At 68.4% G+C, this 20117-nt stretch carries 21 protein-coding genes and 1 pseudogene; 7 read left to right on the top strand and 15 right to left on the bottom strand.

Annotated elements, in window-relative coordinates; translation table 11 throughout:
- Nucleotides 1-12 precede the first annotated feature (12 nt).
- The 7 genes from HWW87_RS20625 to HWW87_RS20595 form a co-directional block, all read right to left on the bottom strand.
- Nucleotides 13-537 carry a shikimate kinase gene (locus HWW87_RS20625; protein ID WP_244107313.1) on the bottom strand — a complete coding sequence of 175 codons (525 nt, stop codon included), beginning with the start codon at nucleotides 535-537 and terminating at the stop codon, nucleotides 13-15.
- On the bottom strand, nucleotides 534-1127 hold the full coding sequence (locus tag HWW87_RS20620) for a hypothetical protein (RefSeq protein ID WP_175821895.1): 594 nt from the start codon (nucleotides 1125-1127) through the stop codon (nucleotides 534-536). Before HWW87_RS20620 ends, HWW87_RS20625 begins: the two co-directional genes overlap by 4 nt.
- Before the next feature lie 74 nt (nucleotides 1128-1201).
- Nucleotides 1202-2344, bottom strand: a complete 1143-nt coding sequence (gene pheA, locus HWW87_RS20615; protein WP_175821894.1) for a prephenate dehydratase — start codon at nucleotides 2342-2344, stop codon at nucleotides 1202-1204.
- Nucleotides 2341-3360 carry a nitronate monooxygenase family protein gene (locus HWW87_RS20610; RefSeq protein WP_175821893.1) on the bottom strand — a complete coding sequence of 340 codons (1020 nt, stop codon included), beginning with the start codon at nucleotides 3358-3360 and terminating at the stop codon, nucleotides 2341-2343. Before HWW87_RS20610 ends, pheA begins: the two co-directional genes overlap by 4 nt.
- A gap of 17 nt (nucleotides 3361-3377) precedes the next feature.
- Entirely contained in the window at nucleotides 3378-3782 is a 405-nt protein-coding gene (locus tag HWW87_RS20605) for a hotdog domain-containing protein (protein ID WP_174432333.1), read from the bottom strand.
- A 35-nt stretch (nucleotides 3783-3817) separates the two neighbouring features.
- A complete protein-coding gene (locus HWW87_RS20600) occupies nucleotides 3818-4966 on the bottom strand; it encodes an acyl-CoA dehydrogenase family protein (RefSeq protein ID WP_175821892.1) in 1149 nt (382 codons plus the stop codon).
- Nucleotides 4967-5191: 225 nt separating this feature from the next.
- Nucleotides 5192-5518, bottom strand: coding sequence for a hypothetical protein (locus HWW87_RS20595; RefSeq protein ID WP_175821891.1), 327 nt, complete (start codon nucleotides 5516-5518; stop codon nucleotides 5192-5194).
- 76 nt (nucleotides 5519-5594) lie between these two features.
- Here HWW87_RS20595 and HWW87_RS20590 point away from each other — a divergent pair, with 76 nt between their 5' ends.
- The 3 genes from HWW87_RS20590 to HWW87_RS20580 all read left to right on the top strand — a co-directional run bounded on the left by HWW87_RS20590 (nucleotide 5595) and on the right by HWW87_RS20580 (nucleotide 8960).
- The gene (locus tag HWW87_RS20590; protein ID WP_175821890.1) at nucleotides 5595-6884 is read left to right on the top strand and encodes an FAD-binding oxidoreductase; all 1290 of its coding nucleotides are present in this window, start codon (nucleotides 5595-5597) and stop codon (nucleotides 6882-6884) included.
- Between the two features lie 19 nt (nucleotides 6885-6903).
- The gene (locus HWW87_RS20585) at nucleotides 6904-7461 is read left to right on the top strand and encodes an XRE family transcriptional regulator (protein WP_175821889.1); all 558 of its coding nucleotides are present in this window, start codon (nucleotides 6904-6906) and stop codon (nucleotides 7459-7461) included.
- A 152-nt stretch (nucleotides 7462-7613) separates the two neighbouring features.
- Complete coding sequence (locus HWW87_RS20580; RefSeq protein ID WP_175821888.1) at nucleotides 7614-8960, top strand: glutamine synthetase family protein; 1347 nt, start codon at nucleotides 7614-7616, stop codon at nucleotides 8958-8960.
- A gap of 23 nt (nucleotides 8961-8983) precedes the next feature.
- Here the strand turns inward: HWW87_RS20580 and HWW87_RS20575 are convergent, their stop codons facing one another.
- The gene (locus HWW87_RS20575) at nucleotides 8984-10162 is read right to left on the bottom strand and encodes an FAD-dependent oxidoreductase (protein WP_175821887.1); all 1179 of its coding nucleotides are present in this window, start codon (nucleotides 10160-10162) and stop codon (nucleotides 8984-8986) included.
- 149 nt (nucleotides 10163-10311) lie between these two features.
- Here HWW87_RS20575 and HWW87_RS20570 point away from each other — a divergent pair, with 149 nt between their 5' ends.
- Entirely contained in the window at nucleotides 10312-11247 is a 936-nt protein-coding gene (locus tag HWW87_RS20570) for a LysR family transcriptional regulator (protein ID WP_175821886.1), read from the top strand.
- Here the strand turns inward: HWW87_RS20570 and HWW87_RS20565 are convergent.
- The 6 genes and pseudogenes from HWW87_RS20565 to HWW87_RS20545 form a co-directional block, all read right to left on the bottom strand.
- Nucleotides 11236-11766 carry a GNAT family N-acetyltransferase gene (locus tag HWW87_RS20565; protein WP_175821885.1) on the bottom strand — a complete coding sequence of 177 codons (531 nt, stop codon included), beginning with the start codon at nucleotides 11764-11766 and terminating at the stop codon, nucleotides 11236-11238. The genes HWW87_RS20570 and HWW87_RS20565 overlap by 12 nt on opposite strands.
- 36 nt (nucleotides 11767-11802) lie before the next feature.
- Nucleotides 11803-12192, bottom strand: a complete 390-nt coding sequence (locus tag HWW87_RS20560; RefSeq protein WP_006480817.1) for a lysozyme inhibitor LprI family protein — start codon at nucleotides 12190-12192, stop codon at nucleotides 11803-11805.
- Nucleotides 12193-12246: 54 nt separating this feature from the next.
- Nucleotides 12247-13011, bottom strand: coding sequence for an N-acetylmuramoyl-L-alanine amidase (locus HWW87_RS20555; protein ID WP_175821884.1), 765 nt, complete (start codon nucleotides 13009-13011; stop codon nucleotides 12247-12249).
- Nucleotides 13012-13067: 56 nt separating this feature from the next.
- A pseudogene (locus tag HWW87_RS37570) lies at nucleotides 13068-13253 on the bottom strand (hypothetical protein); the annotation flags it as partial.
- Nucleotides 13254-13293: 40 nt separating this feature from the next.
- Nucleotides 13294-14181: a DUF4261 domain-containing protein gene (locus HWW87_RS20550; protein WP_175821883.1), complete on the bottom strand. Its 888-nt coding sequence runs from the start codon at nucleotides 14179-14181 to the stop codon at nucleotides 13294-13296.
- Between the two features lie 148 nt (nucleotides 14182-14329).
- The gene (locus HWW87_RS20545; protein WP_174432322.1) at nucleotides 14330-14782 is read right to left on the bottom strand and encodes an SRPBCC family protein; all 453 of its coding nucleotides are present in this window, start codon (nucleotides 14780-14782) and stop codon (nucleotides 14330-14332) included.
- Nucleotides 14783-14972: 190 nt separating this feature from the next.
- On the opposite strand from HWW87_RS20545, the gene HWW87_RS20540 reads away from it, so the two are divergent.
- Both HWW87_RS20540 and HWW87_RS20535 read left to right on the top strand, forming a co-directional pair.
- Nucleotides 14973-16013, top strand: a complete 1041-nt coding sequence (locus tag HWW87_RS20540; protein WP_174432321.1) for a bifunctional nicotinamide-nucleotide adenylyltransferase/Nudix hydroxylase — start codon at nucleotides 14973-14975, stop codon at nucleotides 16011-16013.
- Nucleotides 16014-16086: 73 nt separating this feature from the next.
- Complete coding sequence (locus tag HWW87_RS20535) at nucleotides 16087-17520, top strand: nicotinate phosphoribosyltransferase (RefSeq protein WP_175821882.1); 1434 nt, start codon at nucleotides 16087-16089, stop codon at nucleotides 17518-17520.
- Between the two features lie 42 nt (nucleotides 17521-17562).
- Here HWW87_RS20535 and HWW87_RS20530 read toward each other — a convergent pair whose 3' ends face one another.
- Nucleotides 17563-19038, bottom strand: coding sequence for a PLP-dependent aminotransferase family protein (locus tag HWW87_RS20530; RefSeq protein WP_175821881.1), 1476 nt, complete (start codon nucleotides 19036-19038; stop codon nucleotides 17563-17565).
- Nucleotides 19039-19162: 124 nt separating this feature from the next.
- Between HWW87_RS20530 and HWW87_RS20525 the strand changes: the two genes are divergently transcribed.
- The gene (locus HWW87_RS20525; protein ID WP_175821880.1) at nucleotides 19163-20050 is read left to right on the top strand and encodes a DMT family transporter; all 888 of its coding nucleotides are present in this window, start codon (nucleotides 19163-19165) and stop codon (nucleotides 20048-20050) included.
- Nucleotides 20051-20117: the final 67 nt, after the last annotated feature.

Below are 20117 nucleotides of genomic sequence, written 5' to 3'. Positions count from 1 at the left end.
GAGGTGCGCGGGTTACGCGATGGCAAGTGCGTCGAGCGCTGCCGCGAGCGTTTGTGCGACGGACTGGCCCGAGGTATCGATGCGGCAGTGCGCGCAGGCGCGGTACAGCGATTCGCGCGCGTCGTGCAGCGCGGCGAGCGCCGCGCGCGGGTCGGCGACGTTCAGCAGCGGGCGGGACGCGTCGCCGCGCGTGCGGTGCCACAGGGTGTCGAGATCGCTCGCGAGATGGATCACGAAGCAGCGCTGGCCGAGCCGGGCGCGCGTGTCGTCGCGCAGCACGGCGCCGCCGCCGGTCGCGAGCACGAGCGCCGGCCCACGCGTCAGCGCGTCGATGACGCCGGCTTCGCGTGCGCGGAAGTCGCCCGCATGGAATTGCGCGGCGACGGGCGCGCCGAAGCGGCGTTCGAGTTCGCGGTCGGCGTCGACGAACGGCAACGCGAGCGCGCGGGCCAATGCGCTGCCGACGGTCGTCTTGCCGGCGCCGGGCATGCCGACGAGCGCGATGCGCGTCGAGCCGGCATGCGGGCGCCGGCTCACAGGCGGCTCCGCAGCGACGGCGCGCGGCGTGTCACGGCGGCGATGCGCTGCATCCGGACGTAGTTGGCGAGCGGGTCGAGCGCATCGGTGATGAAGGTGTGCGGCGCGCCGGCGGCCGTGTCCAACGCAATGCCGGCGACCACGAGCGTGCCGTCGCACAGTGCGTCGGCGAGCGCGCCGATGCGCGCGCCAAGTGCCGGTGACGCAACGCCGAGATCTGCGACGACGCGGCGCGAGCGCGGCCAGTCGACCGGCTCGGCCGGGCGTACCGGCCAGCGCGCCAGCAGGCCGCCGGGCAGCGGCGTCGCGGCCCGTGCAGCGGACGTTTCGAGCACCTGCCAGGTCAGCGGCGCCGCGGGCAGGCAGGCGCGCCAGCGGCCATAGGCGGTCGCCGAGGTGTCGCCGATCGCCACCGCCGGAAGGCGGAGACGCTCGCAGCGCCGCAGCAGGCACGCGGTGCCGGCGGCGTCGGGCGTGCTGCGCACGAACGGCAGCAGCTCCAGTTCGTCGTCGTATTCGGCGCGCAGCGCGCGCAGCCATCGCCCGGCGGCGAGCGGCAGGCCGTCCGCCGCGGCGATGCCGCACAGCACGAGCAGGCGATCGTCGCGACCGTCGCGAATCGCGAGCAGCCGGGAGGCGACGCGGGACGAAGCGGGCGCCGCCGTCATGATGCGACCGGGCCGTCGGCATGCCGGTCGGTACCGCCCGAGGCACGCGGATAGGCGCCGAGGACGCGCAGCTCGGAAGCGGCGAGCGCAATCTCGTCGAGTGCCGCGTGCACGTTCGGATCGAGCGGGTGCCCGCCGAAATCGATGCAGTACCGATACGCATGGCCGGCGCCCCGTGCCGGGCGCACGTCGACCCACAGCAGCGGTGCGCGGTGGTGGGCGAGCGCGTCGAACACGCGCGCGAGCGCGTCGGGCGCATCGGTCGGCCGCAGCACGATGCTCGTGCGGTCATGGCCGGTCGGGGCGGGCGCCTGGCCGCCGACGATCACGAAGCGCGTGCGGTTGTCCGGATGATCCTGGATCGCGCTGGCAACGATTCGCAGTCCGTAAAGTGCAGCCGCGGGCTCACCGGCGATCGCCGCGCAGTCATACAGGTGCGCGGCCTCGCGTGCGGCCACCGCGTTGCTGGATACCGGGATGCGGCGCAGGTCGGGCGCGTGCGCGTCGAGCCACGCGCGGCATTGCGCGAGCGCCTGCGGATGGCCGACCACGCTGTCGACGCCGGCGAGTGATCCGCTGGCGCTCAGCAGGCAGTGCGCGACCGGCAGTTCGATCTCGCCCGTGACGGGCGCCGCTTGCGCGATCAGCAGGTCGAGCGTGCGGGTCACGCTGCCTTCGGACGAATTCTCGACCGGCACGACCGCGCATTCCGCGTCGCCGCGCGCGAGCGCTTCGAATACGGCGTCGATCGTCTCGTGCGCCTGCCCGCGGGCGAACTCGCCGAAGTGACGCAGCATCGCGGTTTCGGTGTAGGTGCCCGACGGGCCGAGGAACGCGACGGACGGCAGCGATTGCGCGTCACGGCTCGCGCTGAACAGCGTCCGCCAGATGGCGCGCAGGTCACGGTCGCGCAGCCCCCACGGCGCGCGCGTGCACAGCTCGGCCACGATCGACGCTTCGCGGGCAGGCTGTCGCACCGCGAGCCCCGCATGCCGCTTGAGATGACCGATCTCGGTTGCGTGAACGATGCGCTGGCCGATCAGATCGAGAAGCTGGTCGTCGATCACGTCGATCTGCGCGCGGCGTCGCGCGATCGCATCGTCGACGGACGACGGGGCGGCAAGTTCGGTCGGCGTCATGGCGTGTCGATCCGTGAAGTGGGGGAAACGGCCGGCCGGTGCGTGGCGAGGTGCGTCGCCGCGCCCGGCTGCATGCGTGCGACGGCGCGCTCGTATTCGACCGCGAGCCGTTCGACGATTTCGGCGACGCTGAGTACCGCGTCCATCGCGCCGACGCCCTGGCCGGCCCCCCAGATGTCGCGCCACTGCTTCGCGCCGCCGTCCGGCGAGAAATCGAGCTGGGCGCCGTCGACCCGTGCGAGCCGGTGCGCGTCGAGCCCGGCCGCCTCGATGCTCTGGCGCAGGTAGTTGCCGTGGACGCCGGTGAAGGCGTCGGTGTAGATGATGTCGGCAGCGCTGGCTTCGACGATCGTGTCCTTGTAGCGCTGCACCACGTTGGCTTCGTGCGACGCCAGGAAGCGCGTCCCGATGTACGCGAAATCGGCGCCGAGCGCGCGCGCGGCGGCGATCGCGTCGCCTGTCGCGATCGCACCGGACAGCGCGATGAAGCCGTCGTAGAAGCGTCGCACTTCCGTGACCAGCGCAAACGGTGACAGCGTGCCGGCGTGGCCGCCCGCACCCGCCGCGACGAGGACGAGGCCGTCGACGCCGGCTTCCAGCGCCTTCTGCGCATGTCGCACCGTCGTGACGTCGTGCAGCACGATCCCGCCGTACGCGTGGATCGCGTCGACGACATCGCGCGACGGTGCGCGCAGGCTCGTGATCATCAGCGGCACGCGCCGGTCGATGCAGATGCGCAGGTCCTGTTCGACGCGCGGATTCGACGGATGGCAGATATGGTTGACCGCGTATGGGCCGACCGGCGCATCGGGATGGGCATCCCGGTACGCGCGCAGCGTGTCGTCGATCGTGTCGATCCAGTCGCCGAGCTGCGCGCTGAGCCGCGCGTTGAGCGCCGGAAATGCGCCGACGATCCCGCTCCTGCACTGGGCGAGCACCATCTCGGGATAGCTCGCGATCAGCATCGGAGACGCAATCACCGGCAGTCGGAGACCCTGCAGCGGAAGCGGAATCATGGTCGGGCTCCGGCTCGTTAGCGTGCGAGTGCCGCGCTGTCGCGCCGCTCGTCCAGGCGGCGGTGGAAGCCGTCGCGGCTGACGGCGCAGCGCGTATGCACGCCTTCGCCGACGACGCCCACCGCGTCGCGCACCTCGACCCGGTACGTCATCATGCGGCCGTCGACCTCGATCAGTTCGGCGTCGACCGTCACCTCCCATTCGGGCGGCGTCGGTGCGAGATGCTTGATCTCGAAGTTGTAGCCGACCGTCATCTGCCCGGCCGGCAGCAGATGGTCGGTCGCCTGCATGCAGGTCTGTTCGATGAAGATGATCATGATCGGGCTCGCGAGCGCGTGCGCTTCGCCTCCCCATTGATCGGCGAGCGAAATCGTGTCGACGCGGTGGGTGGCGCGGGCACGCAGGCCAGTCTGGATAGTCAAGGGCAGCTCCTGAAGGGGTGATTGAGGGTGAGCGGTCACGCCGCGCGCGCCGCGGCGGCCGCGCGTCGTTGCATCTGGCTGAAGATGTTCCGGTAATGCATTTCCTCGGTGCCGCCGGCCGAGCCCATCGCGAGCGCGTCGGCGACGAAGGTGGCGAGCGGGCCGCGCCGGTAGCCGTCGCTGCCGTGAATCGCGAGCAGGTGCAGCGCGGCCTGCGCGAGATCGCGCGCGCCCCCGAGCTTCGCGATCGAGCAGTTCGCGAGCGCCTCGGGACGCTGCGCGACGAGCAGGTCGAGCGCAGCGCGCGCCGTCGAGCGAGTGCGCTCGATGCCGACCTGAACATCGACCAGCCGGCGCTGCACGTGCTGATGGGCGTCCAGCGCGACGCCGAGCGTCTTGCGGGCGCCGGCGTGCGCGAGCGCGTCGGCGAGAAACGGCTGGGTGACGTTCGCGCACAGCAGGCCGAACAGCGCGCGATTCATCGACGCGATGTCCATCAGCAGGCGCAGCCCGTCGCCGGGCGTGCCGAGCAATTCGTCGGCGTCGATGCGCACGCCGGACAGCGCGAGATCGCCGATCGGAAGATCCGCGACGCCGAGCGTCGCCTGCGGGGCGCTGCGCTGCACGCCCGCGCGTTCCGGATCGATCAGCACCAGGGCGGTGGCCGGCTTGCCGTCGCCGGTCAGGGTCGCGACGATCATCATCAGGCGCGCTTCGGGCGCGTGGCTGATGTTGTACTTGTGGCCGTCGAGCCGGTAGTGGTCGCCGTCGCGAACGAGGCATGTTTCGAGCGCACGCACTTCGGTGCCGGTACCTTTCTCCGAGATCGCCGTGGCGCCGATGGCGCCGGACAGCAGCGATGGCAGATGCCGTGTGCGCTGCGCGTCGGAACCGTATGCGACGACCGCGCGAATCAGCGTCGCCTGATTGGCGAGCGCCATCGCGAAGCCGACGGAGCGCAGCGTCGCGGCGACCGCTTCGAAGGCATCGACGAAGTCGTGCCACGTGCCGCCCGCGCCGCCGAGTTCACGCGGTACCGGCAGGCGCCACAGTCCCGCGTCGGATAATGCATCCCATGCATCGCGATGGAAGGCGCCGCAAGGGGCGGACCGCGCATGGCGTTCGGCGATGTCCCGGTACGCGGCGGTCGTCGTGTGCTGTGCTTCGCTGGCAGTGAGAGTCATGTCGGGGCGCGGGGCTTTGCATGGATCGTGTCGCCAATCTAATGAAAAGCCCCCGGACGAGAAACTGTCAGTTATTGCACTTCGAGGCGGCGTGCAGCGGCGAATGAATCGAGCGTAATCGGCGATACGATGGGCGGCAGAGCGCGATTGCCGAACGTGATCGTGACGCCCGTCGCGCAGCTCGGCGCGAGCGATTGCTGCCGGACGACAGCCGAACGATGGCGGTCACGCCGCGCCGTCGTCGGCGGCGTCGCGGCACTTCGATGACGGGAGACGATTGCGCGCCGGTCGGCGAAAGATCTGCCGCGCGCCGATCGTGGGGGCGACACGATGTCGGATTGCCGACGCTTCGTCGCTCAGGTCGATTCGATTGATTTCGTAGTGCATATCATTCGGATGACGTGCGATGCGCTCGCGTCGAATTCCCGATGCTCGTTTCGTTGCCGTCACACCTGCCGGGCGTGGGGCGCGCGTCGGTGGAGCGTGCGACAAATAAATCGTCAGACGATTCGGAAGGCCCGATCCCGTCGCGCCGAGGATCGGCGAAATCATGCCCGGCCTTGCTCCCGTGAAATTGTCATGCTAGTTTTTCATGAAATTTCTCTTGGAAATTTTCACGGGAGTCCGCATGTTCGTGCAGTCCGACCGTCACGTCGCAAGCTACTACGCCGGCACCTACCCGGCGCCGATCCCGCATCGGCCGGCGCTGGACGAACGCGTCGACGCCGACGTGCTGGTCGTCGGCGCGGGCTTCAGCGGGCTGCATACGGCGTTGCGCCTGGCGCTCGCCGGCAAGCGCGTCGTCATGCTCGAAGCGAGCCGCGTCGCGTGGGCCGCGTCGGGCCGCAACGGCGGACAGGCGCTGCTCGGCTGGTCGTGCGACATGCAGCCGCTCGAGGATGCGCTCGGCCGCGACGGCGCGCGCCTGCTGTGGGACAGCATGCGCTGGGCGGCGGCCGAGGTGCGCGAACTGCCGGCGCGGCACGGTTTCGACATCGACTACCGGCCCGGCAGCCTGTGGGCCGCGGTGCGGCCGCGGCGCGTCGCGATGCTGACGCAGGCGCGCGACGAGGCGGCCGAGCGGTGGGGCTACGACCGGCTGCGCGTGATCGGCCGCGACGAGATGCCCGAATGGATCGGCGGCACGCGCTATCTCGCCGCGCTCCACGATCCGGAGGCCGGCCACCTGAACCCGCTGAAGCTCGCGCTCGGCCTCGCGCAGACGATCGAGCGCGCGGGCGGCCGCATCTTCGAACAGAGCCGCGTGCTCGACTGCCGCGAGACGGCGGGCGGCCACGTCGCCCGCACGGCGCGCGGCGAAGTGCGGGCGGACGTGCTGGTGCTGGCCTGCAATGCATACGTCGACCGGCTCGATCGCGACCTTGCGCGCCGGCTGCTGCCGGTCGGCACGTACCAGGTCGCAACCGCGCCGCTCGCGCCCGACGTCGCGCGTGCGCTGCTGCCGCGCAACAGCTGCGTGATCGACAACCAGTTCGTGCCCGACTATTTCCGCCTGAGCCCCGACAACCGGCTGCTGTTCGGCGGCGGCTGCACCTATCTCGGCGGCATCCCGGCCGATATCGCGGCGGCGACGCGCCCGCACCTCGAACGCGTGTTTCCGCAACTGGCCGGCGTGCCGCTCGACTACGCGTGGGGCGGTCACATCGACATCAGCATGCGCCGCACGCCGGACATCGGCCGCCACGGGCAGCGCTTCTGGCTGCAGGGCTTTTCGGGGCATGGCGTGCTGCCGACGCTCGCCGGCGCGCGCGCGGTGGCCGACGCGGTGCTCGGCGACGCACACCTGCTCGCGCAGTACCAGCGCATCCGCAACCCGCGCTTTCCCGGCGGCGACCGGCTGGCCGCGCCGCTCGAAGCGATCGGCAAGGCCTGGTACCGGCTGCGCGATACCGTCTGACGTCACTTCGGAATCCATCATGAATGAACAGGAAGAGATAGAAAGCCTGGCGATCCTGATCCGCGACCTGCGCAAGCATCGCAAGGTCACGCTGAACGATCTCGCCGAACGGATCGGCCGCTCGGTCGGTTTTCTGTCGCAGGTCGAGCGCGGGCTGTCGCGCCCGACGGTCGCGGATCTCACCGCGATCGGCGAGGCGCTCGGCGTGCCAACCACGTATTTCTACAGCCTGAGCAAGCCGCGCAGCGTGCCGTGGGTCACGCGGCCCGATGAACGCCGCACCGTGTATTACGCGGCCGGCATTACCGACATCCTCGTGTCGCCGAACATGCGTTCGCGCTTCTCGATCCTCGAAAGCCATCTCGATCCGAGCGCGAGCAGCGGCGAGCGGCCGGTCGACGACAGCGACGAGCAGGGCGGCTTCGTGCTCGAAGGAGAACTGACGATCTGGATCGACGGCGACGACACGCCGGTCACGCTCGGCCCGAACGATGCGTTCCAGCTTCCCGCGCACAAGCGCTTCCGCTACGCGAACCTGACCGACGCGCCGACGCGCGTGATCTGGGTGTTCACCTGAGTGGTAGGCAGGGTGGGCGGTATGGCAGGCCGCCGCACCATGCATCCTGTTTGCAGTACTGATAGACATGCGGCGTGCATTCCGCTGTGTGCCGCATGAATCCGGTTCGCCGCGTTGCGGCGCCGCCATACAAGACATGGAAAGGATGAGACATGGCTGACGTCGTTCCCGCGCTGGTTAGTGAAGTTCGCGCATTCCGGCAGGCGCACCCCGAGATCCGTTATGTCGACCTGATCTGCCTCGACCTGCCCGGGCATTTCTACGGCAAGCGCTATCCGATCGACGCGCTCGAAAAAGTCGCGTCGGGCGCGCTGCTGAAACTGCCGCAGAACTGCGTGCTGCTCGGCACGCAGGGCGGCCTCTACAAGATCGGCGATTACTGCTTCAACGACGGCGATCCCGATGCGCCGCGCCGCCTCATTCCCGGCACGCTGAAGCCGGTGCGCTGGGAGCGGCAGCCGCTCGCGCAGATGCTGATCAGCTCCGACGGCACCGATTCCCCGATCGAATTCGAGCCGCGCGAGGTGCTCGCGCGCGTGCTGCGGCGGTTCGCGGCGCGCGGCATCCGGCCGGTCGTCGCCTTCGAGCTCGAGTTCTACCTGTTCGCCGCGCAGCTCGCGGAAGGCATGCCGCAGTATCCGCGCGACCGCCTGAGCGACGACCGCGACGATCAGCCGAACATGCATATCGAGCGCCTGTCGCGCTTCGCCGACGTGCTGCACGAGATGGTCGACGCCGCGTGCGAACAGGGCGTCGATGCGACGGTCATCACCGCCGAGCTCGGTCCCGGCCAGTTCGAGATCAATTTCGGGCATACCGACGACGCGCTGCGCGCAGCCGACTGGTCGGCGCTGTTCTGCCGCAGCACGCGCGGCGTCGCGTTGCGGCATGGCTATCGCGCGAGCTTCATGGGCAAGCCGTACCTGCATGCGCCGGGCAGCGGGATGCACGTGCACGTAAGCCTATATGACGAGGCGGGGCGCAACCTGCTTGCGGCGGACGGGCAGCGGCCGTTGCGGCATGCGGTGGCCGGCTGCCTCGCGCTGCTGCCGCATTGCATGCCCGTGTTCGCGCCGAATCACAATGCGTTCCGCCGCTACGGATCGATGGTGAACGCGGCGAGCCGCGCGAGCTGGGGCTTCGAGGATCGCGACGCGTGCATCCGGATTCCGGAGTCGGATGCACGCAACCTGCGGATCGAGCACCGGCTCGCGAGCGCGGATGCGAACCCGTATCTGGTGCTCGCGGCGATCCTCAGCGGGATGGAGCACGGGCTCGATGCGCGGCTCGAGCCGATCGCGCCGCTCAACGACGATCGCGGCAGCGGCATCGATTTCCCGAAGGAGATGCTGTCGGCGGTCGCCGCGATGCAGGATCATCCGGCCGTGCGCGAAGGGCTCGGCAGCGAGTTCGTGATGGTGTATTGCGAGAACAAGCGGCAGGAGGAGCTGGATTTCCGCAACGAGATCGGCGCGCGGGAGTATCGGTGGTTTCTGTGATTGCCTGCCGCCGTCCGCGCCGCTTATCGGCCGCGCGCCTGCTCCATCGGCAGGTGCGCGCCCCACGCGCTGGTCAGCGCTTCGATTTCGGCGACCGGATCGATCTGTTGTCGGGCACTGTCGCTCACGTCGTCGCCGAATAACAGGTGCGCGAATTCACGCGCACGCTCGGTGATCGCCGCGGTTTTCCCGCTGCGCCGTAGCGTGAACGACGCGAGCGCTGCATCGAGATCGCTGCCGTTGCCTGAATCGTATTCGTCGAGACACCGGGCAAGATGCCACGCATCCTCGAGCGCCTGGCATGCGCCTTGTCCGGAGGTCGGGAGCGGCGCGTGCGCGGCGTCGCCGATCAGCAGAACATTGCCGCGGTGCCATACGTCGACCGGATCGAGATCGTGCACGCGGATCTTCGCGATCGTGTCCGCTGGCGTCGCACGGATCACGTCCGCGATGGGCGCCGGCCACGACGCGAAGCGCCGCTCCAGCATCGCGCGCGGGTCGTCTTCCGCCGCATCGTTCGGGTTCGCTTCCGGCCATGCCGCCGCCCAGTACAGGTGATGCCGGTCCAGCGCGACGATGCCGAAGCGTTCGCGCCTGCCCCAGTAATCGAATATCGACACCTCGTCGACCAGCGGCGCATCGCTTTGCGCGATGCCGATCCAGTTGACGAAGCCCTGATAGACCGGTGTGTCGTCGCCGACCACATGGCGTCGCGCGACGGAGTTCATGCGGCCGTCCGCGCCGATCACGAGGTCGGGGGCGATCGTCGTGCCGTTGTCGAAGCGAACGATGGTGCGGCCATCCGCCCCGGCGTCGATGGTCGTTGCGCCATGGCCGAAGTGGACATCGATGCCGCGCGCGGCGAGGTGCCGTGCCAGCACGGCCTGCAGGTCGCGCCGCAGGATCGACACCGTCGGGAAGCCCATGCGGCGGTCGAGCGCGCGGATCTCGGTGACCTTGAGCAGGGTGCCGTGCCGGTCGACGCGCCGCATCGCTTGCAGGCGGCCGCCGGCCTCGACGATGTCCGGCAGCAGGCCGAACTGCGCGAGGACGAAGCCGGCATTCGGCCACAGCACCACGCCCGCGCCCATCGTCGATTCCGACGGCCTGCGTTCGTACAGCCGGATCTCGTGGCCGCGTCCGGCGAGCGCGAGTGCGGTGCTCATGCCGGCCACGCCGGCGCCCAGGATTGCAATGTTCATGATGCTCCTTGCCAGTGTCGTGCGAACGCTCGCCTGGCCGCGGGTTCGCGCCTCGGCGTCGCATTGACGGGATGAGCATCGTAAATTACGGTCTCTGACGGGATAAGCCGTGAAAATCGACAGGCTTTGATACCTGAAACGGGATAATGATGCGTAGCAAGCTGGATCTGAATGCGGTGCGCGTATTCGTGTCGGTCGTCGACGAAGGCAGCTTTGCCGGCGCGGCGCGCGTGCTCGCGCTGCCGGGCTCCAACGTGAGCCGCCATGTGGCGCAACTGGAGTCGAGGCTCGGTGTGCGCCTGCTCGAGCGCAGCACGCGGCATCTGCGGATGACCGAGGCCGGGCGGCTGCTGCACGAACGTGCGCGGCCGATGCTCGATGCGTTGACGCAGGCCGAATGCGAACTGACGTCGCAGCAGACGGAATTGCGGGGCGTGCTGAAGCTTTGCGTACCGGGCGAAATCGGGCCGCGCATGCTCGGGCCGATCGTCGCGGAGTTCGCGAGCCGCCATCCGCATGTCGAGATCGACTGCGATACCAGCCTCGCGGGCGTGTCGACGTTGCGCGACGATATCGACCTGTCGATCATCGTCAATCGCGGCAAGCTGGACGACAGCGCGTTCGTCGTCAGGCCGCTCGTGAGTTTGCCGAGCGTCGTCGTGGCCGCGCCGTCGCTCGTCGAGCGGGTCGGGATGCCTACGCGGACGGAGCAACTCAGGCAGTTGCCGTGCATCACGACGTTGAGCACGCTGAAAGGGCAGCCGTGGCAGTTCGCCGACCGCGACGGGCGGATTCACAAGATTCCGGTGGCGAGCCGGTATCGCGTCAATAGTGGCGAGATGGCCGGCTTGGCCGCGGTGAACGGGATCGGCTTCGCGATTCTCGTCGAGCGCGCATGCGCGCTCGAGCTTGCCGAAGGGCGGCTGGTGCGCGTGCCGCTGGAGAGGGCGCCGGCGCCGCTGGAGCTGCATGCCGCTTACGCGAGCCGGAATTCGGTCAACGCGAAGATTCGCGAGTTGCTACAGCTGATGCAGGAACGACTGGCGATGGAGGCGGCGATGCCGTCATCGCGATCACTTCGGTAGGGCGCGCCAGTAGCGCACTTCTTCGATCGGCGTACCGTCGATCTCGAACGTCTTGATGTCGCGTTCGGCAACGAAACCTTCGCGTTCGTAGAACGCCCTTGCCCGGCGGTTTTTGACCAGTACCCATAGCGATACCCACGCGTGTCCCGCGGCATGCAGCGATTGGCATGCGTGGTCGACCAGCCGCGCGCCGATGCCTTGCCCGCAATGCGACGGATGCAGATAGATCGCTTCGATTTCGCCCCACGCACGATCCTTGTCGGTATCGCGCGTCGGGCCGTACGCGATCCAGCCGGTCGGTGCGTGGTTCGTGAACGCGAGGGCAACGCGCGGCCGTCCTGCGTCGAGTGCCTGGCGCCAGGCGGCCGTGCGTTTTTCGACCGACAGACCGGCGAGGAACGGGGCCGGCATGATGTCCGTGTAGGTGGCTTGCCACGACGCGACGTGGATGTCGGCGATGGCCGGTGCATCGGCGGAGGTGGCCGCGCGGATGTCGATCGTCGTCGTGTTCGGTGCCATGTGTTCCCCGTGTGACCGGTTGCCGTATGCCCGACCTTATTCGCCGAGCTTCGACGTCACGCACCCGGTGCTCGAGCATTCGCGCTCACGCTCGCGCAGGAACGACAGCCGCGACTGCGTCATGTCGTTCGCGCACTGGATATCGACGAGGTAGCTGCTGCCACGCGTTTCGCTGCACTGCGCGTCGCGTTGTTTCAGCCACGCGAGCTGGCCGGCCTTCAGCGTCGCCTGCTGGTCGCCGCTCAGTTGCTTGCGCAGCCGGCCGTATTCGTCGTTGAGATCGCGGTCGGACTGCGAGAACTGCGTGCTCGTGCAATACACCTGGTCGAACGCGCTGCGCGGCTTCCCGCAGCCGGCCGCATGCGCGGCGAACGGAACGGCAAGCGCGAGCAAGGCGCAGGATGCGAGCAGATTTTTCTTCTTCATGGTGATGCTCCTGACTGGGTGAAAACCGTTGAATCCGACGGACGATACCGTCGTTTATTCGGGCGTCGTACACGCGTCGATGCCGCCCGCGATCGCGGCGGACAGGCGCTGGATCGTCTCGCGCCGCGCGAGCCGCGCTTCTTCGTCCGGATTGACGATCACGCCGGCTTCGACGAGCACGGCCGGAACCGGCGCGGTGCGCAGCACGACGAGATCGTCGAAGCGGTGGATGCCGAGTTGCGGATCGATCAGCGGGCGGTTCTCGCCGCGAATCGGCTGCGCGTGATACAGCGACGGCCGTTCGCCGGCCGCGACCAGCCGCTCGGCGATCGCCTTTGCGCAACGCAGGCTTTCCGCATAATGCGGATTGCGCGCCGACACGAACACCGAGAAGCCGCGGAATTCGCGCTGCCGGCCCGCGTCGATGAACTGCTGCTGCATCGAGTCGTGATGGATCGACACGAACAGGTTCGCGTCGGGCGCCTGCGTCGAGCGCTGATCGAGCGCGATCTCGCGGCCGTCCGCCGACGTGCGCAGCACGCGGTCGCCATGCGCGGCGAGTTTGTCGGCGACCGCGCCGGACAGGTCGAGGTTGTACAGGTATTCGACGCGGCCGCTCGCACCGGTGGAGCCCGGATGCGCGGGTGTATGGCCGGTGTCGACGACGATATAGCGCCCGGCCGTGGGCTCGGTAGCTGAAGTGCCGGTGGTGTCGGCCGCATGCAGCGCCAGCGGTGTGCCGAGCAGCGGGGTGCACGCGAGCACGCGCGCGGCGGCGCGCACGACCGGGCGAAGGCGTCGAAGGGTTCGGTTCGTCATTGTTGTTGTCGAGAAGGGCGTACGGCGCGTCGAACGGCGCGCCACCGTCGGCCTGCTCAATGCAGTCGGAATGTCGCGCGATTATAGCGGCTGGTGGTGGCGCTGCAATGACGAACGACGGTCGTCAGGCCAGCGTGCCCCCAGTACGACGCTTTCCCGAACGGCGACAACCCGGACAGGCCGGCATGCGCGAATACCACCGGGCCGTCGGCATCGCGCCGCGCAAGCAGTCCCGGCGCATTGGACTGAACGGATGATGCGCGCTATGCATCGGCCTGCGTGTCAGCGATTGATTTCGTCCGCCGAGATCAGTTCAGCCACCAGCACTTGCGCGGGCCCTTGCAGGTAGTACTCGCTCTCGAGCGGTTCGCGCAGCTTCATGAACGTTTCTGCGCCGATCTGCATCGTTTCGCCCGCATGCATGCGCGCGCCGCTGTCCAGCAGGTAATGCATCACGTTGTTGAAGATGCCCGAGTAGCGTTCGCCTTCGTGATGGCCGGCGGCGAGCGCGGCGAAATCGGGCAGGCCGAACACGTCCGCGCCATAGGTGCGCATCCATACGCCGTCGACGCCTTCGACTTCGTATTTCACGAAGCCGCAGAAAAACAGGTTCAGCGGGATATCCCGCAGCACTTCGAGGCTTTCGTCGCCGAGTTCCTTCGCATCGAACACACCGGCCGGCAGCGACGTGTGCGCGTGCTCGTTCAGCACCGCGAGACCGTTCTGTTCGGCCAGCGCGCCGGCGACGGCCGCCAGCGCGACATACTGGTCGAGCGGATTCGCTTCGTGCCCGGCGTAGTACAGGATCACGTGGCTGCGGTTCGCGCGTACCTGGTGCTTCAGGTCTTGCCCGTAGTGAGCGGGCGCGACGCACGCTTCCAGTGCGTCGGCCGGGTAGGGCGAATCGAAGCCGACCAGCCGGACGACGTGGTTGCCCCAGCCGGCGAGACCGAATACCTGTTCCAGCGTCGGTTCGGTTTCGACGCGCGCCTGCTTCATGCTCGGGTGATACGCGCGCAGCGCGGCCGTCAGCGCGGCGATATCGACCTGCAGCGGACCGTCGAAGACGACCGCCACGCTCAGCGGATGCTCGACGTCGGGTGCGGCGACCAGTGCGACGGGGTGGTCGGGCTCTTCCTTGCGGCCAAAGAATCGGGATATCAGGCTCATCGGATGTTGTTTGTGTCGATGCCGTTACAGGGAGGGAGCCCTGTTCTCTCGGTCAGGGCCTGGCCGTCGGGATGGCGGCCGCCCGTAGTTTCCCCGGGTTCGGCGAATCTGGCAAATATCCGATGGTGCGGCCGCCGGCGCGCGCCGGTCAGCGCGGCAGCGCTTCGGCTTCGGCCCAGCGCTTGAACGAATCGAGACGCCGGCGCGTCTGCACGAGATAGAACGCGCCGATCAGCGGTTCGAGCAGCCAGCGCAGCCACGACGGCTGCGCACGGAAGTGGTACGTGAATTTCACCTCGGTCGACCCGGGCGTGTGCTCGGTGAAGTTCCAGCTGCCGCTGAAGCGTTCGAGCACCTTCGGCCCTTCGACCATTTCGACGGCGGCGACCTGCGGCGGACGGTACGAGATGTAGCGCGACACCATCGTCGCGCCCGACTGGCTGCGGCAGAACGCGTCGACGCCGACATCGGCGGTCGTTTCGTCGAGCAGATAGGCATCGATGAGGAAGCTGTCCCACACGAGCCGCCGTCCGTAGTCCTGCGACCACGTGAACAGGCGCCTGCGATCGACGCCGACGGTCCGGCTGACTGAGATCCTCATGAGGGCGGGCGCCAGGGTGCGGATTGGGATGCGATCGAGTGTACCGCGCCAATAACACGTGTTTGTCAGAGTTCGTCAAGTCGAGCGCGTGCTCGAATAGGCTCGATTGACGCACCTCGGGATTTCCCCTACGATTGATCCCATGCCTTCGGGAAAGACCCGAAGCGTTTCAATCTCTTGAGGGAGCCTCATGAGTACGCAACAGAACCGGCGCTTCGACGCGCTCGTTTTCATTGGTCGTTTCCAGCCTCCGCATCGTGGTCACCTGAACGTGCTGAAGTCGGCACTGAGCCGGGCCGAGCGCGTGTGCGTGCTGATCGGGTCGACCGACAAGCCCCGCACCATCAAGGATCCGTTTTCGTTCGACGAGCGCCGCCAGATGCTGGCTTCGCTGCTCGATGCGTCCGAGCGCGATCGCGTGACGATCGCCCCGCTGCAGGATTCGACCTACAACGACGGCGACTGGGTGCGCTGGGTGCAGGAGGTCGTCGCGTCCATGCTCGGCGATATCGCGCAGCGCAAGGTCGGGCTGATCGGCCACGAGAAGGACGCCACGTCGTATTACCTGCGGATGTTCCCGCAATGGGAGCTCGTCGACGTCGATGCGACGGAAGACATTTCCGCCACCGAAATCCGCGACCAGTATTTCGCCGAACGGACCAACAGCTTCGTGCAGTGGGCCGTGCCGGAACCCGTGTTCGGCTGGCTCGAGCGTTTCCGCACGCAGCCGGAATTCGCGCAATTGAAATCGGAAGCCGAATTCATCGCCGCGTATCGCAAGGCCTGGGCGGCCGCGCCGTATCCCGTCACGTTCGTGACGGTCGACGCGGTGGTCGTGCACTCCGGGCATATCCTGCTCGTGCGCCGCCGAAGCGAACCGGGCCGCGGCCTGTGGGCGCTGCCGGGCGGATTCGTGAACCAGGACGAGCGGCTCGATGCGGCCTGCATCCGCGAATTGCGCGAGGAAACCGGTCTCAAGCTGCCGGAGCCCGTGCTGCGCGGCTCGATCAAGGATCGCCAGGTGTTCGATCACCCGACCCGTTCGCTGCGCGGCCGCACGATCACGCATGCGTGCCTGTTCAACTTCCCGACCGGCGAGCTGCCGCGCGTGAAGGGCAGCGACGACGCCGACAAGGCGCGCTGGGTCCCGCTCAACGAATTCGCGCAGATGCGCAACGTGATGTTCGAGGATCACTTCGACATCGCGTATCACTTCCTGGGGAAGCTGTGACGCGCTGATTCCCCGCATTCGGTCCGCCGCGACAGACGCGGCGGTACTTCAACGGCCTAGAGGAGCTCTAGCCATGCAAAACGATCCCGGCGGCTTTGCCGCGGTTCTCGCCAATCCGATTCTCAACACGGATTCGTACAAGGCTTCCCATTTCCTGCAATATCCGCCGGACGCCTCGGCGATGTTCTCGTACGTCGAATCGCGCGGCGGCCGTTACGACCGCACGCTGTTCTTCGGCCTGCAGATGCTGCTGAAGGAGTATCTGTGCAAGCCGGTCACGCACGCGATGATCGACGAGGCGCGCGATTTCTTCACCGTGCACGGCGAGCCGTTCAACGAAACAGGATGGCGCCATATCGTCGAGCACTACGACGGCTACCTGCCGGTGAAGATCCGCGCGGTGCCGGAAGGTTCGATCGTGCCGGTGCACAACGTGCTGATGACGGTCGAATGCGACGATCCGCAGGTGTTCTGGCTCGCGTCGTATCTCGAGACGATGCTGTTGCGCATCTGGTATCCGGTGACGGTGGCGACCCGCAGCTGGCACCTGCGGCAAACGATTCGCCGCTTCCTCGAAAAGACCGACGACGATCTCGCGCAACTGTCGTTCAAGCTGCACGACTTCGGCGCGCGCGGCGTGTCGAGCGCGGAATCGGCCGCGATCGGCGGCGCCGCGCACCTCGTGAGCTTCATGGGTTCGGACACGGTGCTCGGTGTGCTGGCCGCGAACCGCTTCTATCGCGAGCCGATGGCCGCATACTCGGTGCCGGCGGCCGAGCACAGCACGATCACATCGTGGGGGCGTGAAGGCGAGGCCGATGCGTACCGCAACATGATCAGCCGCTTCGGTTTGCCGGGTGCGATCGTATCGGTCGTGTCGGACTCCTATGATCTGTTTGCCGCGCTCGATCTGTGGGGCGGCGAACTTCGGCAGGCGGTGATCGATTCGGGCGCGACGCTCGTCGTGCGTCCCGATTCCGGCGACCCGGTGACGATCGTGATGCAGACCGTGCGCGCGCTCGATGCGTCGTTCGGTTCGACCGTGAACGGCAAGGGGCGGCGCGTGCTGAACCGCGTGCGCGTGATCCAGGGCGACGGCGTCGACGAGCAGTCGATCGAAGCAATCCTCGCCGCACTCGACGACGCGGGCTACGCGGCCGGCAACGTCGTATTCGGCATGGGTGGTGCGTTGTTGCAGCGCGTGAACCGCGATACGCAGCGCTTTGCGATGAAGTGTTCGGCGATCCGGCGCGGAGGCGTGTGGCACGACGTCAGCAAGGATCCGGTCACCGATCAGGGCAAGCGCTCGAAGCGGGGGCGGCTCACGCTGCTGCGCAATCGCCGCACCGGCGAGTATCGGACGGTGACATTGCCGGTTGCATGGGACGATCGTGCGCTGGAAGGCGAGTGGGACGAGGCGCTCGAGACGGTGTTCGACACCGGGCGTCTGCTCGTCGATACGTCGTTCGCCGAGGTCCGGGCGAGGGCGCACGCGGGGGAGGTGTGACGCGGGCGGCGGGCTAACCCGCCGCGGTACGGCCGGCTCGCGTCACTTGCCGGCCAGCACATGGCCGCCAGCATTCGCCGGCGCGCCGCTGCGCTCCACCACACGCGCGGCCTCCATCGCCCGCGCAAGCGCATCGAACACAGCGGGCCCCTTGCAGCGCGACACGTTGAAGCGCATGTACGACGTCGCGCTGCGCGACGCGCTGAATACGTCGCCGGGTGCGAGCACCACGCCGTGGTCCAGCGCGTGGCGTGCGACGCGCGCGGCGTCGAGCCCGTCCGGCAATTGCGCCCACACGAACAACCCGCCGCGCGGCTCCGTCCAGATCCCGAGGCCGGCTCGCGCGAGGCGCCGGATCGTTTCGCCCATCGCATCCGCGAGACGCGCGCGCAGGCTGTCGAGATGGCGCCGGTACGTGCCGTCGATCAGCAGCCGGTGCACGACGTTCGCGCCGATCTGCGCATTGCCGAACGACGTCGCGAGCTTCAGGTCGACGAGCGCGTCGATCCATTCCGGGCGCGCGGCGACATAACCGCAGCGGATCGCGGCCGACAGCGTCTTCGAGAAGCTGCCGATCGACACGACGCGCGACAGCCCGTCGAACGCCGCGAGGCGCGGCGCGGGCGTGCTCTCGAAATCCGCGAAGATGTCGTCCTCGACGATCAGCAGCCCGTGCTCGGCCGCGAGCGTCAGCAGCCGGTGCGCGACGGGCGGCGCGAGCGTCGCGCCGGTCGGGTTGTGCAGCGCGGCGTTGGTGATGTACAGGCGCGGCCGGTGCTCGGCGAGCACTTGTTCGAAGCGCACGAGATCGGGGCCGTTCGGCGTGAACGGAACGCTGACGATCCGTGCGCGGTGCGCGCGCAGCAGCGCCTGGAAGTTGAAGTAGCACGGATCGTCGAGCACGACGGTATCGCCGGGTTCCAGCAGCAGGCGGCACACGAGGTCGAGCGCGTGCGTGCCGCCGTCGGTCAGCATGATCTGCGCGGGTTCCGCGTGGACGCCGTGCTGCGCGAGCCGCCATGCAAGCTGCTGGCGCAGCGCGGGCAGGCCGAGCGGCGTCGCATAGTCGGTCAGCGCATCGGATTCGTCGCGCGACACGGCGCGCAGCGCGCGGCGCAGGCTCTCGTCTGGCAGCCACGACGACGGCAGCCATCCGCAGCCGGGCTTCACCGACGTCGGCGCCGCCTCGAGCGACTGGCGCGACAGCCACAGCGGATCGAGCTCGCGATCGAGGCGCGGGCCCAGCTCGGCGAGCGCGAGCGGCGGTGCGTGGCCCGACACGTAGAAGCCCGAACCGCGCCGTGCGGCGAGCACGCCTTCGCTCGCGAGCCGCTCGTACGCATCGACGACCGTCGATTTCGACACGCCGAGCGCGTCGGCCATCATCCGGATCGACGGCACGCGCGCGCCGGGCATCAGCGCGCGGCTCGCGATCCGCGCGCGCAGGGTATCCATGACGGTTTCCACGCGCGTGCGCGACGGCGCGGGCGGAACGGGAGTCGGGGCGGAAGGGCTCATGGCGGACGATGAACTGTACGGCCGGTTGTCCAGTACAGTTTGTCTGAATTGTATTGGGCTGTAGCTTACGCCGTTTTCGCCGGCGGCGGATCATCGGTCATCCACCCTCCATTCAGGATTGACCGTGCAAAAGACGACCGACGGATGGCTCAGCGGCATGCTGGGCGTCATCATCTTCAGTGGCTCGCTGCCTGCGACGCGTGTCGCGGTGCAAGGGCTCGACCCGCTGTTTCTCACGTTCGCCCGCGCGACGATCGCCGGCGCGCTCGGCCTGCTGCTGCTCGTCGTGCTGAAGCAGAGGCGGCCGTCGCGTGCCGAGGCCGTGTCGCTGGCCATCGTCGCGCTCGGTGTCGTGGTCGGTTTCCCGTTGCTGACGGCGCTTGCGCTGAAGCACGTGACGTCGGCGCATGCGATCGTGTTCGTCGGGCTGCTGCCGCTCGCGACCGCGCTGTTCGGCGTGTGGCGCGGCGGCGAGCGGCCGCGGCTGCCGTTCTGGATCTTCTCGATCGTCGGCAGCGGCGCGGTGGCCGCGTTTGCGCTGCGCAACGGCGGGCAGGCGTCGGTGCTCGGCGATGCGCTGATGCTGGCCGCGATCGTCGCCTGCGGGCTCGGTTATGCGGAAGGCGCGCGGCTCTCGCGCCAGCTCGGCGGCTGGCAGGTGATCTCGTGGGCGCTCGTGCTGTCGCTGCCGCTGATGCTGCCGCTCACGTGGCTGACCTGGCCCGCATCGTTCGACGGCATCGATGCCGCCGTGCTGTGGGGGCTCGCGTACGTGTCGCTGTTCAGCATGTTGATCGGCTTCGTGTTCTGGTATCGCGGGCTTGCGCTCGGCGGGATCGCGGGCGTCGGCCAGTTGCAGCTGCTGCAGCCGTTCTTTGGCTTCCTGCTCGCGGCCGGGCTGCTGCACGAGACGGTGCCGCCGTCGATGGTCGTCGTGACGGTCGTGGTGGTCGGCTGCGTGGCGGGCGCGAAGTACTTCTCGAAGATGGCGCCGGTGCAGCGCGCGGGGTGAGGCAGGCGCAGCGGCGTGCCGCGCATCAGGCTGACGTCACCCGATGCGCGGCTGGCTGCAAGCCGGT

This window comes from Burkholderia sp. BCC0419 (genome assembly GCF_902830285.1).
In the GTDB taxonomy this organism is placed as follows: Bacteria; Pseudomonadota; Gammaproteobacteria; order Burkholderiales; family Burkholderiaceae; genus Burkholderia.
The sequence above is the reverse complement of the archived record's forward strand: the minus strand, read 5'-3'. Positions and strand labels throughout refer to the sequence as shown.

Excerpts from the sequence above, each read along its gene's own strand:
- pheA (WP_175821894.1), bottom strand. The coding sequence starts at position 2,344 with ATGACGCCGACCGAACTTGCCGCCCCGTCGTCCGTCGACGATGCGATC.
- HWW87_RS20610 (WP_175821893.1), bottom strand. The coding sequence starts at position 3,360 with ATGATTCCGCTTCCGCTGCAGGGTCTCCGACTGCCGGTGATTGCGTCT.
- HWW87_RS20600 (WP_175821892.1), bottom strand. The coding sequence starts at position 4,966 with ATGACTCTCACTGCCAGCGAAGCACAGCACACGACGACCGCCGCGTAC.
- HWW87_RS20595 (WP_175821891.1), bottom strand. The coding sequence starts at position 5,518 with ATGATTTCGCCGATCCTCGGCGCGACGGGATCGGGCCTTCCGAATCGT.
- HWW87_RS20590 (WP_175821890.1), top strand. The coding sequence starts at position 5,595 with ATGTTCGTGCAGTCCGACCGTCACGTCGCAAGCTACTACGCCGGCACC.
- HWW87_RS20585 (WP_175821889.1), top strand. The coding sequence starts at position 6,904 with ATGAATGAACAGGAAGAGATAGAAAGCCTGGCGATCCTGATCCGCGAC.
- HWW87_RS20580 (WP_175821888.1), top strand. The coding sequence starts at position 7,614 with ATGGCTGACGTCGTTCCCGCGCTGGTTAGTGAAGTTCGCGCATTCCGG.
- HWW87_RS20575 (WP_175821887.1), bottom strand. The coding sequence starts at position 10,162 with ATGAACATTGCAATCCTGGGCGCCGGCGTGGCCGGCATGAGCACCGCA.
- HWW87_RS20570 (WP_175821886.1), top strand. The coding sequence starts at position 10,312 with ATGCGTAGCAAGCTGGATCTGAATGCGGTGCGCGTATTCGTGTCGGTC.
- HWW87_RS20565 (WP_175821885.1), bottom strand. The coding sequence starts at position 11,766 with ATGGCACCGAACACGACGACGATCGACATCCGCGCGGCCACCTCCGCC.
- HWW87_RS20560 (WP_006480817.1), bottom strand. The coding sequence starts at position 12,192 with ATGAAGAAGAAAAATCTGCTCGCATCCTGCGCCTTGCTCGCGCTTGCC.
- HWW87_RS20555 (WP_175821884.1), bottom strand. The coding sequence starts at position 13,011 with ATGACGAACCGAACCCTTCGACGCCTTCGCCCGGTCGTGCGCGCCGCC.
- HWW87_RS20550 (WP_175821883.1), bottom strand. The coding sequence starts at position 14,181 with ATGAGCCTGATATCCCGATTCTTTGGCCGCAAGGAAGAGCCCGACCAC.
- HWW87_RS20545 (WP_174432322.1), bottom strand. The coding sequence starts at position 14,782 with ATGAGGATCTCAGTCAGCCGGACCGTCGGCGTCGATCGCAGGCGCCTG.
- HWW87_RS20540 (WP_174432321.1), top strand. The coding sequence starts at position 14,973 with ATGAGTACGCAACAGAACCGGCGCTTCGACGCGCTCGTTTTCATTGGT.
- HWW87_RS20535 (WP_175821882.1), top strand. The coding sequence starts at position 16,087 with ATGCAAAACGATCCCGGCGGCTTTGCCGCGGTTCTCGCCAATCCGATT.
- HWW87_RS20530 (WP_175821881.1), bottom strand. The coding sequence starts at position 19,038 with ATGAGCCCTTCCGCCCCGACTCCCGTTCCGCCCGCGCCGTCGCGCACG.